Raw genomic sequence first — 13,535 nt, 5'->3', positions numbered from 1 at the left:
GGCGGAACGACAGGTTCGATTGTGGGCGACGTTCTTAACAACGGCATGCTCAGCTTCAACCGCCGCGACAACGTCACGTTCGCGTCACGGATCTCCGGGGCCGGCGGTTTGACGCAAATCGGTCCCGGCACCCTCACGCTCGTGAGCAACAGCACTTATACCGGAGGCACCACCATTGCGGCGGGCACGCTGCAGCTGGGCGATGGCGGAACGACAGGTTCGATTGTGGGCGACGTTCTTAACAACGGCATGCTCAGCTTCAACCGCCGCGACAACGTCACATTCGCGTCACGGATCTCTGGTGCCGGTGGTTTGACTCAAATCGGTCCCGGCACCCTCACCCTCACCAACGCCAATCCGTACACTGGGGTGACGACGATCGGATCTGGCAGCACCCTGGCGCTCACCGGCGCGGCCAGCGTCGCACAGTCCGGCGGTTTGATTAACAACGGCACATTTGACATTTCGGGTACAGCGGGCGGCGCAACGATCACAAACCTTAACGGCACCGGGAAGGTCCAGATGGGCAGTCAAAGTCTGTCGGTCGTCAACGCAGGCGGTAGTTTCAGTGGAACGTTGCTTGGCAATGGTGCACTGACGCTACGTGGCGGTGGCCTGTGGATCTTGAATGGCGACAACTCGGACTTTACCGGCACCACGGACGTCGTGGGTGGCGAACTTGAAGTCGGCGACATCAATACGCCCTCGGCGAAACTCGGCAGCCACGTTCAGGTCGGGCCGAACGGCACGCTGCGCGGCCACGGCACTGTCCTCGGCAATGTCGCCAACGGGGGTACCGTCGCGCCCGGTGGTTCGATCGGTACGCTGAGCGTAAGCGGGAATTACACGCAAGCCTCCACGTCTACGCTTGCTATCGAAATGAGCCCTACCGCCGCATCGTTGCTTAATGTGGCAGGCAGCGCGACGCTAAACGGCACACTTGCCATTACCTACGATCCCGGCACTTATACGGCAAAGCGTTACACGATCGTGACGGCAATGCGTGGTGTCATCGGTCAATTCTCATCGGTCACGCAGACACTGCTCGCGGGTGCGAATCTCAACAACATGTCTGCCGTCATCGGCTACGAGGCCAACGACGTTACCCTCACGCTCGACACGGCCATCGCCTCGCTCGGCACAGTTATCGTCGCCCCGAGGAACACGAGCATCTTTACGGCGTCAGGCTCAATGAGCGTTATGAGCGCGCACGCGGCGACATCGGGCCTGCTTGAGCGCGCAGCGCGCAGGACAGGCGGCGGTTACCCAAGCGCTTCGGAATTCTCTGGGGTATCAGCGGGTGACGCCGCAGCTGACGGCTCATCAGGGTCTCCGGCACTCTGGGCCACCGCATCCGGTGTCCACATAAAAGTCGGGGCGACGAACGCCCAGCCGGGCTTCCAGGCGAACCAATACGGGTTTCTCGCCGGATATGAGAATAACCGTGGCGATTACACCGTCGGTGTCGCCAGTGGCTATACGCATAGTGATCTGTCCGAACTGAGCACGGCCAACTCGGGCACGACCGACAATTTGCGCCTGGCAATGTACGCGAGCCGTGACGTCGGCGCGATTAATATCGCTGGTACCATCGGCTATGGCATCGACTTCCTGTCGCAAAAGCGTCCGTTCGAGGGCGTGGGCACTGCGCAGGGCGACCACATCGGCCAGGAGTTCACAGCGGCAGCACAGGCAAGCGTTTCCATCGGCGTTGGCCGCTTTGTGCTCACGCCTCGCGCTGGGCTGCGCTACGCCTACTTCCACGCGAATGGATTCAGTGAGAGCGGCGCGCAAGGGCAGAATCTCCGGGTCGGCACGGACAACGTCCGCAGCTTGCAACCGTTTGTGGGTGTGACACTCGACAAATCGTTCGGCGACGCCATTCGCCCCGTCAACGTGCAGCTTCGCGTGGGCTATGCTCGCGAGGTACTCGATGCTGGCCGAGCGATTAACGTAACATCGCAGGACAGCACGCTGTTCGTCGCGCCGGGGACCGATCTGCCGCACGGCTATCTAAATGCGGGAGTGAGCGTAGGCATGTCCCTCTCCAAACGGCTAGACATCTCGCTCGCCTACGACACACTCATCAACACGAACCATGTGTCGGCACAAGCCGGGACATTCAAGATGAATTACCGCTTCTGAGCCCCTTCTCTGCGGAATTCCTCGATTTTTCCTGTGTGATAGTCAGTCGCGCCAATCGAGGTAGCAATGCCACCCTTCCTGGGGCACAGACGCGGATCGCTGTCGATATTCGTAGAGTGCCCGGCTATTGCTCACCTTCTCACCAGAAGCGCAGGTAAGTGTCACAGTCGCGGTCAGTTTGCCGCGCGCATCCTCCTGTATATCCTCCGACACAGCAACAAAAGAACAACGCTCGCGTGCAATCTTCAGATCATCTGCGAAGCGCTTGTCGAAGTGTGCGAGTAGCTCCTTACGACGGAGTTCTCGTGTGTAGTCGTTCATAGTGGTGGTCCGTTTTTCCGATCATTTTTTGAGAGCACTTACTGCGTCGAGATACTGCTGCCATACATCGGACTCCACGTCAGAACGTGCGGTATTTGCAAGTTCCTTCAGAGGGTCCAAATTGGCCGCCATGCCCGCTTCAATTTGATCAATCTTGGTGATGGAGTAAACGTAGCCGTTAAGCGGCTTCCCAGTGGCATCGGTCGCCCGAATTATGAAGCGTTCGCCATCGTCGTAAAGGCGGATCTGGACAGTTTCGCCTTTATGCTCAAAGGTTTCAAGAATCATCATTTCTCCTTGATTACTCGTAAGGTGTGACCGGAATCTTCCTGACGATAATGCCTTCCGGCAAATCCCCGCAGTCGCTTGCCCTCAGACTCACCTCCATTTCGCCAGGAAAGTAAGGATTTTCGACAGTGATCGCGGTCACGCCGTATTGCTCAAATCGAGCCGGATCTACAACATAAATGAAGCCGCTTGCCCGTTCCCCGTCCGAGTTCGTCGTGGCGTACCGATACGCTACGTCTCGTGACTTCGAAAACGAGACAAAGCAGTTGTCGTTGAGTCCGGATTCGATGTGCTGCGAACGAACCGAATTGGTCTCGGACGGATAACGCGTGATAGAACAGTCTCGCGGAACTCCCTTCTTGTTCTCCTTGAACAGCAGCGCCGAATCTCCTCGGGTCAATAGCACGTGGCTAAGTCGTCCGGCCGGTCTCAGCATCGCGTCATTGATCTGATCGGTTTCGTCACAAACCCCACGGAATAAGTAGTTCATCTTTTTTTCCGTCCTATTAAGCCCGCGACTCTCGATCATACAAGCGTGTCCGAGCAAAGCATGCAAAACCTGCTATCCACAACAATATCCCGGGCGACAACCAGGACTCTGTGCCGTCGCTTAACATGATCGAGAAAGACCAGCAGAGCGCAAGGCTGAGGAAGATCATCGTGAGCATCATCATTCCCGCTGCACGCTTCCAGCAGGCGGAAACACAACACCGTCGTTGATTACCGACACATTCCGCGCTTCATCAAGCACCGTCTCAGATCACCTTTAGCTCGGATGGGGAAATTCTTAACCAACGTTTCGATCATGCCGTCGGTCTTCCTTTGAGTAACTGTGGCGTACATATCCTGTCGTCCTATTTTTCCTATGCGTTACTGATTCGGCGGCGAGGCCGCAAAGAAGTGGTGATAGACGACGACGCCTGCGAGTACCAGCATGACCACGACCGCAACTCCCAGCCACTGTCGACGTGTCGTCGGCAATTCGGTGAACCCCGATCCGCCGGTCAGAACGGCGAGGACCAGGGCTGCGACTACTACAACGACCATCGTGCCTTTCGCTACCCATCCGAAGCCAACTTCCGCGATTCTCGACGCACTTAGGCGACGGCGAAAGATCCGCCTCGACTGCGGGATTGACTCATCGAAATCGGCCATCGTGCCCCCTTTCCTAGACGTTCCTACCTGTCGAAATAGCCTGCGTCTCGGGCCATCCATGCGCCGAAGATGAGCGAGACCGAAATTCCGCCGACCAACCGAGTGATCTCACCCGGCTGCCCAGGGTCATAGAGCATGAATGCGAACAACAGCATTAAGGGTGCGGCCCACAACAGGGTCACCGCAGTGCCGGGGATAATCGAACCAAGAAAGCCGATTCTCTTAGAGCCTTTTGCTGTCATGTTTTTTCCCCATGTGTTACCAGTTCGCCCGCAATCCGGCTGTATTGCACACTCGCTTGAACACCTGAAGGTTTCTAGGGTGCATCCGTTTGATCGGATTTGCCTCGAGCGGAAGTGAACGTGGCTCACTCTGGAGCGATTCAATGTCACCAAAAGCATCAATCCTCAGCGTTGCATTCCGGCAGTCCAGAAGGTTTCTCGTGTAGCCGGTGGTTTTCAACATGGCCTGCCGCTCAATGAACACCGCAGTCGAAGCCGTCACTGCTCGAATCATCGGCTGACCATCGGGAAAGTTTCCGAAGATCACATAACCCATTACAGGATTCTCGTTCAGAGGTACGTCCTTTAGCCGAGCGAACAAGGGCAACTCTTCAGCCAGAACAGGTCCAGCAAACAGCACTGCAGTCAGTGCGATGAGCAGTAAAAATCCTCTACGAACGTTCATCGTGTCTCCGTTTTTCCTACGTTCTGGGGTCTATCGCACCGATTGCTTCTTGTCGGCGCGGTTTAGCTCCAACAAACGCTTGTAGTCATCCGAGTAGTTGAAACCGGTTTCCTTGTAAGCTTGCCACTTGCCGTCATCCCAGCGGATGTTTATTTCTCCCCGTTCGGCTCGGTCAGCACAGCCGGCTGCTACGATTCGATCGTACGTATCCACTAAACGCGCAGGACTCCCAATCCGTTCAAGCGTTCCATCGGGAGCCTTCTTGAAAACATTGGCGCCCGCACGAGGCGGAATGTGCAGACTGCAGGCACCGTACCGGTTAATGTTCAAAAGCTCAATTTTCGCGCCGTCCGGTTCCGCTTTACTCGCATATATGTCCATTCGGCCAAGCAACTGTTCTCGCTCTCCTGGCGGGGCCAAAAAAAACACATCTTTCCCGTAATCCTTATCAACGGTCGTACGGCCCTCTGCCCACAGAGCACCACCGTGGAAAAGGGCAGAAAATACAAGCGTTTTCAACATCACATACCCGACTGTCTGGATATGGCTCCCCTGCATGTCTGGATGCGATTTCATCTCTTTTTTCCGATTAAGAACAGTGAATTTTGAAGCGACCGAGGCTCCCCTTAAGGCAGCGACGTTCGACATCAAAGACATATAGACGCGCGCCCTTAATAGCCACATGCCGGAATCGCCCAAGATCCATGCCCCGGCGCTTAACATTAATCGCGTCGTCTTCAAACGCGAGCTCGTACACAGCCACATGTCCTGTCGTGAAGACTGGCGTGTCGGCCACGGCCAGGTAGGCCCCAATGCCGAGCTGCGGCCAATCCAAGAGTTCAAGTTTTTGCATCGTGTTCCTACAGCTTTTTCCGATGTGACTCAGGTTAGGTGGTTGCGGCCGCCCTCGACATTATCGGTTGTGTCGTCGGCAGCTGCCGCTGCGATGCGGTGAGGCGTTGACACTGATGATGCAGATATTCGAGGCGGATAGCGGGCTTCACGAGTTTTCCTAGATGGTCTGTGGACGTCCGCCACGCTTCTCAAAAAAAGCGTCTGCTTTGAGCTGTTCGCTCGCTACCGTCGTGGGATACCGAGTGGCATAGCGCTCAATCCATTCTTTATCGACATCTTTTAGCCGCCCTCGATCGATCGCATTGGCCACCAAGTAGAAATGGTACGCGTCTGACCGGAAATTCAATGAAACACCCCTACGGGCAAGAAATAGCGCGGCCTCCATGGCTACGCCGTGGGTCTCGGGCGCGGCGGCTCGATACGCGTCCATAGCCTTCCGTTGAGCTTGCGACTGCGAAATACCTTCGAGTTCGAGTCCGCGCCATTCAACAATCTCGCTGGAGGCTCTAGCCCATGTGCCAGCCTGAAAAACGATGTGATCCTTCAACCCCGACCGCAGACGAACATCGTATGCGCCATTGTGGTACGGAGACTGTTGCTCCAGGGCCCCGAATTTACGAGCCGCGCGCTTGACCAGTGGGCGTATGCGAACGGCGTCACTCTGAAGTTGATTCAGGCGGGCAAGCCAACGCAGAATGCGTACATCGAATCGTTCAACGGCAAATTCCGCGACGAACGCCTTAACGAGCACTGGTTCACAACGCTCGCGCACGCTCGGGCTGTCATCGCGGCATGGCGTCAGGACTACAACGAGCAAAGGCCGCATAGCGCACTGAACTACCTTGCGCCGTCAGAGTTTGCGGCGAAACATCGGGCAACCGCGGATGCTCCTGCCGCTTTCCAGGAGTTGGTTTAAAGGGACTTTGCTAGAAGCCCATTGGCCCTATTGACGGGGGCAGGTCAACTCGACTTTGCCAACTTATGAGCGCGTCGGTGCGCGGGGACGAGCTGTTCTTCAGCGGATGTCGCCCGAGTCTGGAGATCGCCCGTGACTTTGTCTATCTAGACACCACCACGAACAAAGAGTCAATTTCTCAAGCTGATATCTACGCAGTCATCGCTAATATGTTCGCTTGCGTTCGATCAGACAACCAAGGTTTTGCGGCCAAGGCCGGCGGTAAAACAAGTGCCGTTATGGCCTGGTCGTCCGGCGTTTATGGTCACGTCTTGGCGTGTCCCTCGAACTTTGAGTTTTATAACGACGCGATACTCAGAGCGGCATTCTTGCGCGCTGCGAGTCCCTCGGAGTTGTTGTACGCCGTCGACGAGGAGAGTAGTGCTCGGGTCAGAGATATCATCTCGGCCGAGGCTTCCGCGTGGAATAACGGTGGTGGTGCCGCACTTCCGGAGTTCCTACTAGCCCTCGCCACAAAGCGAATGCGCTTAGCGGACGCTCACCTACACGACGTACGCGTTCATCTAGGCAAACTTAAATTGCCTCCATATATGATGGATCTAATAAATGAGATTGGCCCGTCATCGGACGGCGAGTGAACATGGCGGTCAATCTATTTCGGGCGCCGTGTCAACCGCTGGGGCAAGTCATCCGCCCATCGTATAGCTTCTCAATGGCCTCCGATCACCACAGTTTTCGCTGAGTAAGGCGCTGACTTCTCATCGAGTTGTCGCGAGCCTCAAAAGGATGTAGTGGTCAACCCATCCCTGACACTGCGGTACGTTTTTCTTCCGCTACTGCAGGGGCCAGTCCATCGTTAAATTGAAGTGGCCGTAGCCAGTTGTATCGTTGCATCGAGTAATGGCTGATGTCCCGGTGAGCTTGCTGTGCCGTGATATATCCCGTGTTCGGTGCCCATTCCGTTTTCAAACTTCGGAACAAGCGCTCCATTGACGAGTTGCCCCAGCAATTGCTACACCGACTCATGCTCATCAGTGTGGATGATATGTCTAGTCAATCCAACACGTGGGTATATTCGCTGGCTCTTGATCCGATTGAATCCAATCGGAAATAGAACGCTTACGGAGCGTCTTCTCCGCATCCCGGCGCATTAGTTTGCGCCGCGAATTCGGCAGACTGTGCGAACAGTACGAATCTGGACGCGAAAAATCGTAGCTTGTGTTTGATGTCCCGGAATTTTTGATTGCCTATCCTCGTACGTAAATTCAACGCGAGGAGACATCTGTGCACAGAAGACAGTTTGCCTTTGCGGGCATCGTATCGGCGGGTTCGCTCTTCGTCGGGAGCCGGTCTGCGGATGCGACGCCAATCGTCGCGGGAAGCCGGGTCTATCGGGACGATATCGCCAGTGCTCTGTTAGCGCAGATCCGGCAGGCGGAGTCCGTGACGACGGCATTTTGGGCGTGGAGCAGCGTCGTGCGTCCGATACTGCCATTCGCTCACGTCACGGCGCTGGTGTGCCGGGCTCCCGATAGGGCGGGGGCGGTCGGTGAGCCACAGATTGGCGATGTGCAACGAGTGTTCTCGACCATTCCCGCGGCATACCCAGTCGGCGGATGGAAGCATCTGACGGGCAGCGATTGGGCCCGATACGTGCTGATCGATCAGCGGACGCTGATTGCTTCAGGCCATGAGCGTCTGACACAGTTCTTTCCCGACTACCCGCTGCTCGAGTCACTCGGCGTTCGCACACTGATCAATATTCCCGTTGTCATCTGCCGTCGCACGGTGGGCGCGTTCGCGCTTCTCCTGGAGACACCGACGGTCGATCAGGCGGCGCTGGCAGAAGTGGAAGCGATTGCGCCGCTCATGAGCGGCGTCTTTGCGCTTGGACAGGGGACATCGACATGAGCCCGGAAGCCGCTAGCCAACTGATGGCGGTGCAAGAGGCGCATGGTACCTGTGAGAGCACGCGCGGGCCATGGAGGACGAATCCGCAGCATCTAGCATTATTTGTCGCGATCCTGACGTTGCTCATCTGGAGCACCCTGGCCGTATCGGTCGTCAGTCTAAGCATGGTTCCACCGTTGCTGGTCACTGGTATTGCGCTGGCGGGCGGTGGTGTCATCGGTTTGCCCTGGGTCCGGTGGCGAACGCTCGATTGGCGTGCGGTTGTCATCGGCACGCTTTCGATGTTTGGTTATCACGCGCTGTATTTCCTCAGCTTGCAGTGGGCCGACCCCGTTGCGGCGAGTCTTCTTCATTACCTCTGGCCGCTCTTCATCATCCTGCTTACGCCGGTGATGCTACGCGAGCATCGCCTTTCAATTCTGCATGTGCTTGCTGCCGTGTGCGGATTTTTGGGCGCGGTGGCATGTATCGCCTCCGGTCCGGCGTTTTCGAATAGCACCTGGGCCGGATTCGGTCTTGCCGCTATCTCCGGCCTGATCTGGGCGTACTACACCGTGTGGTCTCGCAAGCGCTGCTCGGTGCCCACATCGACCGTAGCCTTGTATTGCTTGCTGGCCGGTGTGCTGGCGCTATTGCTGCACGCCGGTTTGCAGGTCGGTTCGGGACGAGCGGGTCCGGCCTCGATGGTGGGGATAGGCGACTTGAGCGCACAGCAATGGGCAACACTCGCGTTCCTTGCTCTTGGCCCGCTGGGCGGCACGTTTTACATGTGGGACTTTGCGATCAAGCGCGGGAGGCCAAACCAGATCGCGATTCTTGCTTACGCAGTTCCGATTGTCTCAACCTTGTTTGTCGGCCTATTTCTTGGGCGCGGCGTCGATTCGGCGGCGCTTTTGGGTGCACTGCTGGTCAGTATTGCCGTCGCGATAGGCAATCGGGCAGACCGTAACACCCGGACATCGCCGTCGCAACCCTTGCAATAGCACATCATGACTTCGAACCTATCTGACGCCGGGCATCAGATCGCCATTGGCGAAGAAATTGTCGCGGGCTTCGCCAAGTACAAGCTGCCGGGCGTGACACCGGCGACGTGCCGAGATCGCGGCGTCGGCCCTCACCGCCGACTTATCCTGCGGGGAGCCACGCTCATCGATGGAACCGGTGCACCGCCGTGGGGATATGTCGATGTCGTCGTCGAAGACGGGGTCATTACCGATCTGGTCAGCGTGGGCGCGCCAGGGCTTGCGATCAAACCGGAAAGACGGCCGCTGCCGGGGGAGTTCGAAATCGACTGTCACGGCAAGTTCGTGACACCGGGATTCGTCGACGCGCACGCGCACATCGGGGCACCGTTTCACGCGGCTCGCGGCGTAATGCCGAGCGCAGACTATGTGTATAAACTCTGGCTTGCGCACGGTGTGACGACTATCCGTGAGGCAGGTTGTTTCAATGGCCTCGCGTGGACGCTGGCTCAAAAGCAAGCAGCTGCCGAGCATCGAATCGCGGCACCGGCTATATACGCTTATGCCTACTTCCCGGCGATCAATGATTACTTGAAGACGATTCACACCCCCGGACAGGCACGCGAGTGGATTCGCCGTATTGCCGATGCGGGCGCCGATGGTGTGAAGTTCTTCGGTGCGCCGCCAGCCGTGATGGAAGCCGCACTTGACGAAGCGCGTGCGGCGGGGCTGCGGACATGCTGCCATCACGCCACGCTGGCGGTGAGTCGCATGAATGCACTGACCACGGCTCGCTGGGGGCTCACCAGCTCGGAGCACTCGTACGGGCTTCCCGAAGCGCTGTTCGATGATCGCACCGTGCAGTCGTTTCCCGCCGACTATCACTACAACGACGAGTATCTGCGGTTCTCTGCCGCCGGGACGACGTTCTTGCAGGCGGCAAAGCCGGGAAGCGCGAAGTGGAATGATGTTCTCGACGCGTTCCTTGAGGTCGGTCACACGTTTGTCCCGACATTGAACGTCTATGACGCCAATCGCGACCTAATGCGAACCCGTCGCGCCGACTGGCACGACCGCTTCACCGATCCGACCCTCATGCGATATTTCGAGCCGCACCGCGGGGGGCACGGGGCCTACTGGTATCGATGGAGCACGCAAAACGAAGTCGACTGGCGCGAGACTTTCCGGTTATGGATGCACTTTCTCAGGGATTACAAGAACCGCGGGGGACGTGTCTGCGCTGGCAGCGATTCCGGCTTTATGTATCAGGTCTACGGGTTTGGCTTCGTGCGTGAGCTGGAGCTGCTTCAGGAAGCGGGATTCAATCCTCACGAAGTGTTGCGCGCGGCGACGCAATCCAGTGCGGAGTTGCTGGGCATCGACGAGAGCGTTGGCACAGTGGAAGTGGGTAAGCGTGCCGACCTCCTTGTGCACGACTCGAATCCGCTCGATGACTTCAAGCAACTTTACGGGACTGGCGCGCTACGGCTTGACGAGGCGCGGCAGGTCGGCGATTGGCGTCGTTGCCTCCGGTACACCATAAAAGGTGGCGTCGTGTTCGAAACGGGCCAATTACTCGCCGACGTTGAAGCCATGGTCGCTGAGGCGAAAGCGCGGGAGGCGTTCGATGAAGCCTGAGCCCACGGATTTTGTCATTCTGTCCGGGTTTCTCGGTAGCGGAAAGACAACGCTGCTGTCTGAGTTCCTCGCACAAGGGGCGGATGAGCAAACGGCAGTCATCGTCAACGACGTCGGTGACGTGAACATCGATGGGGCGATTCTGGCGGTGCATGACGGCGTTCCCATGGCGACGCTTGCCAATGGATGCGTCTGCTGTAGTCTGATCAACGATCTCCAGTTCACCGTGGAATCGCTGATTGCTTCTCGCCGAGAGACGACGGATGTGCCATTTTCCAGAGTCGTTCTCGAGTGCAGCGGACTGTCTGACCCCGGTGGCGTGATGCGAGCACTCTCGGCACTTTCGTCACTGGATATGCGCGTACGCGTTGTGACAACCTATGCGGCCAACAATGAGATCAATCGCGATGATTTTCCCTTGTTGGCGGCACAGGTCTGCGGTGCGCATACGGTGGTCGTCACCAAACTCGATGTGTGTCTTGATGCGCAGCGCCTGCACGCGCTGGATGAGATCAAGCTGCTGGCTCCGCTTTCGCGCTGCATCGTGGAACCCGACCGGACGCGCCGCGCAATAGCCGCGTTTTCGGCAGGCACGCAAACGACGCCCCTCGTCTTCGATTCCGCCATGACTCGGGTTGGGTTGCCCGGGGGGCATGCTCGCGTGAAAGCGTTCACCCTTTCCTGGGAAGAGCGTCTGGACTGGCATGCGCTTTCGGATTGGATGGAGAATGTTGCCGGCTTTCTAGACAGACGGTTACTTCGCGTCAAAGGCATTCTGCATGTCCAGAATTGTGCAGACGGCGTTCTGATACAGGCCGTAGGACAGCATTTCGATCTCCCGAAGCGCATCGTCGCGCCTTCATCGCGCTCACAAATTGTGGTCATCACGTTGGACACGGATGCGAAAGCGTTGCTCTCCATTCCTACACGGCTACCCCCGCCACACATATCGACATTTTCCAGTAGCACGTCTTCCGGTGACACCGGATTTCGCTTTACACGTCCGCTAATGCTTTTCCCTTCACTCTAAGTTCCGCACCGTTTCCCCCTTAATGATCTGTCGTCACATGCTCGACTTCCGGTAGTCGTGGCGTCCGAGCGTCGCAATCCACGAGTGGAGCAGCATGGTGATTCTCGCCTCCGTGTTGCTTCATCTAAATCAACCAAAAGAAATCTCGTATGGATATTTTTACTCAACAAATCTTGAACGGCCTCGTGCTTGGCAGCGTCTACGCGATCATTGCACTGGGCTATACGATGGTCTACGGCATTCTGGGCATCATCAACTTTGCCCACGCCGATGTGATGATGATCGGCGCGATGGTCGCGCTGTCCACCATCAACCTGCTTTTGAAGATCGCGCCGGACATGAACCCGGCGCTCATGCTGGCGATTGCCACGCTCGTGTGTATGCCCGTGTGTGCGATAGCCAACTTCGTGATCGAGCGTGTGGCCTACCGGCCGTTGCGCAATGCGCCGCGCCTGGCCCCTCTGATCACCGCCATCGGCGTCTCGTTGCTGCTGCAGACGATCGCCATGCTGATCTGGTCGCGCAACCCAATCTCGTTCCCGCAACTGCTGCCCACCGACGCCATGAACGTCATTCCGCCGCGCGGAGATCATCCCGGCGCGGTCACAAACGGCACCGGCATCGTGATCGTGGTCGTAGCGTTCCTCGTCATGTTCGGTCTGACGCAGCTCGTGAACCGCACCAAGCTCGGGCGTGCGATGCGTGCTACGGCAGAGAACCGTAACGTAGCGGGCCTCATGGGCGTGAATCCGAACTTCGTGATCTCCGCGACGTTCGCGCTCGGCGGTGCACTCGCCGCGCTCGCGGGCGTGATGATGGCCTCGAACTACGGCAACGCGCACTTCTACATGGGCTTCATTCCCGGCATGAAGGCGTTCACCGCTGCGGTGCTCGGCGGTATCGGCAACTTGCAGGGCGCCATGGTCGGCGGCGTGCTGCTCGGCCTGATCGAAGCATTGGGCGCGGGCTACATCGGCGATCTGACCGGTGGTGTCTTCGGGAGTAACTATCAGGACGTCTTTGCGTTTGTCGTGCTGATTGTGGTGCTGGTGTTCCGTCCGAGCGGTCTGCTCGGCGAGCGCGTGGCAGATCGTGCTTAAGACGGGAGGATCGACATCATGAATCAACCCGTGCAAACGTCGCCGGTGACGCAGATTTCTGCCGCCGCCGCGACCCGCAAGGCCTATCGCGGCCTCGCGTTCTTCCTGATCGCCGCGATTCTCGCGCCCGTGCTCGTCGGCTATGCCGGCGGCAACTACTGGGTGCGGGTGCTCGACTTCGCGCTGCTCTACATCATGCTCGCGCTGGGCCTGAACATCGTGGTGGGCTTCGCTGGCCTGCTCGACTTGGGTTATATCGCGTTCTATGCCGTGGGCGCGTACGTCACGGCCTTCCTCAGTTCTCCTCACCTCTCCACGCAGTTCGAGTGGATCGGTGCCTTGTTCCCTAACGGGCTGCATGTACCTGTGTGGTTCACGATTCCGATCGGTGCCGCCGTCGCGGCAATCTTCGGCATCCTGCTCGGTGCGCCGACGTTGCGTCTGCGCGGTGACTATCTGGCCATCGTGACGCTGGGCTTCGGCGAGATCATCCGCATCTTCATGAACAACCTGGACCGGCCGGTCAA

Annotated in this window: 15 protein-coding genes and 2 pseudogenes; 8 read left to right on the top strand and 9 right to left on the bottom strand. The window is 57.8% G+C overall.

The features are described from left to right. A partial coding sequence (locus PCA31118_RS26820; protein WP_217431303.1) for an autotransporter outer membrane beta-barrel domain-containing protein occupies positions 1-2,145 on the top strand: 2,145 nt, incomplete at its 5' end. A 42-nt stretch (positions 2,146-2,187) separates the two neighbouring features. Here the strand turns inward: PCA31118_RS26820 and PCA31118_RS26815 are convergent. From PCA31118_RS26815 to PCA31118_RS26785, 8 genes are all read right to left on the bottom strand, one after another. After that, positions 2,188-2,466: a hypothetical protein gene (locus PCA31118_RS26815; RefSeq protein WP_150627965.1), complete on the bottom strand. Its 279-nt coding sequence runs from the start codon at positions 2,464-2,466 to the stop codon at positions 2,188-2,190. A 21-nt stretch (positions 2,467-2,487) separates the two neighbouring features. Further along, positions 2,488-2,757: a hypothetical protein gene (locus PCA31118_RS26810; RefSeq protein WP_150627964.1), complete on the bottom strand. Its 270-nt coding sequence runs from the start codon at positions 2,755-2,757 to the stop codon at positions 2,488-2,490. A 10-nt stretch (positions 2,758-2,767) separates the two neighbouring features. Beyond that, on the bottom strand, positions 2,768-3,244 hold the full coding sequence (locus tag PCA31118_RS26805; protein WP_150627963.1) for a hypothetical protein: 477 nt from the start codon (positions 3,242-3,244) through the stop codon (positions 2,768-2,770). A gap of 380 nt (positions 3,245-3,624) precedes the next feature. Continuing rightward, positions 3,625-3,801, bottom strand: a complete 177-nt coding sequence (locus PCA31118_RS27170) for a hypothetical protein (RefSeq protein WP_174990620.1) — start codon at positions 3,799-3,801, stop codon at positions 3,625-3,627. A 131-nt stretch (positions 3,802-3,932) separates the two neighbouring features. Then, positions 3,933-4,151 (bottom strand): hypothetical protein, encoded by a 219-nt coding sequence (locus PCA31118_RS26800; RefSeq protein ID WP_150627962.1) that lies wholly within the window; start codon positions 4,149-4,151, stop codon positions 3,933-3,935. Between the two features lie 16 nt (positions 4,152-4,167). After that, a complete protein-coding gene (locus tag PCA31118_RS26795; RefSeq protein ID WP_150627961.1) occupies positions 4,168-4,596 on the bottom strand; it encodes a hypothetical protein in 429 nt (142 codons plus the stop codon). Between the two features lie 30 nt (positions 4,597-4,626). Then, positions 4,627-5,172, bottom strand: a complete 546-nt coding sequence (locus PCA31118_RS26790) for a hypothetical protein (RefSeq protein ID WP_150627960.1) — start codon at positions 5,170-5,172, stop codon at positions 4,627-4,629. Between the two features lie 13 nt (positions 5,173-5,185). Beyond that, the gene (locus PCA31118_RS26785) at positions 5,186-5,449 is read right to left on the bottom strand and encodes a hypothetical protein (protein WP_150627959.1); all 264 of its coding nucleotides are present in this window, start codon (positions 5,447-5,449) and stop codon (positions 5,186-5,188) included. Between the two features lie 603 nt (positions 5,450-6,052). Here PCA31118_RS26785 and PCA31118_RS26780 point away from each other — a divergent pair. Continuing rightward, positions 6,053-6,367 (top strand): annotated as a pseudogene (locus tag PCA31118_RS26780) (integrase core domain-containing protein); the annotation flags it as partial. A gap of 795 nt (positions 6,368-7,162) precedes the next feature. Here the strand turns inward: PCA31118_RS26780 and PCA31118_RS26775 are convergent. Next, positions 7,163-7,396: pseudogene (locus tag PCA31118_RS26775) on the bottom strand (IS3 family transposase); the annotation flags it as partial. 414 nt (positions 7,397-7,810) lie between these two features. On the opposite strand from PCA31118_RS26775, the gene PCA31118_RS26770 reads away from it, so the two are divergent. The 6 genes from PCA31118_RS26770 to PCA31118_RS26745 form a co-directional block, all read left to right on the top strand. After that, positions 7,811-8,278 (top strand): GAF domain-containing protein, encoded by a 468-nt coding sequence (locus tag PCA31118_RS26770; protein WP_150627958.1) that lies wholly within the window; start codon positions 7,811-7,813, stop codon positions 8,276-8,278. Then, positions 8,275-9,261, top strand: a complete 987-nt coding sequence (locus PCA31118_RS26765) for a DMT family transporter (protein WP_150627957.1) — start codon at positions 8,275-8,277, stop codon at positions 9,259-9,261. The genes PCA31118_RS26770 and PCA31118_RS26765 overlap by 4 nt, the downstream gene beginning before the upstream one ends. 6 nt (positions 9,262-9,267) lie before the next feature. Continuing rightward, a complete protein-coding gene (locus PCA31118_RS26760) occupies positions 9,268-10,878 on the top strand; it encodes an amidohydrolase family protein (RefSeq protein ID WP_150627956.1) in 1,611 nt (536 codons plus the stop codon). Further along, the gene (locus tag PCA31118_RS26755) at positions 10,868-11,908 is read left to right on the top strand and encodes a CobW family GTP-binding protein (protein WP_150627955.1); all 1,041 of its coding nucleotides are present in this window, start codon (positions 10,868-10,870) and stop codon (positions 11,906-11,908) included. The genes PCA31118_RS26760 and PCA31118_RS26755 overlap by 11 nt, the downstream gene beginning before the upstream one ends. Positions 11,909-12,057: 149 nt before the next feature. Further along, positions 12,058-13,008 carry a branched-chain amino acid ABC transporter permease gene (locus PCA31118_RS26750; protein ID WP_150627954.1) on the top strand — a complete coding sequence of 317 codons (951 nt, stop codon included), beginning with the start codon at positions 12,058-12,060 and terminating at the stop codon, positions 13,006-13,008. 18 nt (positions 13,009-13,026) lie between these two features. After that, on the top strand, positions 13,027-13,535 hold a 509-nt coding region (locus tag PCA31118_RS26745; RefSeq protein ID WP_425495410.1), incomplete at its 3' end, for an ABC transporter permease subunit.

The organism is Pandoraea captiosa, from assembly GCF_902459775.1.
Lineage (GTDB): Bacteria > Pseudomonadota > Gammaproteobacteria > Burkholderiales > Burkholderiaceae > Pandoraea > Pandoraea captiosa.
This window is presented reverse-complemented; position numbering and strand designations above follow the sequence as displayed.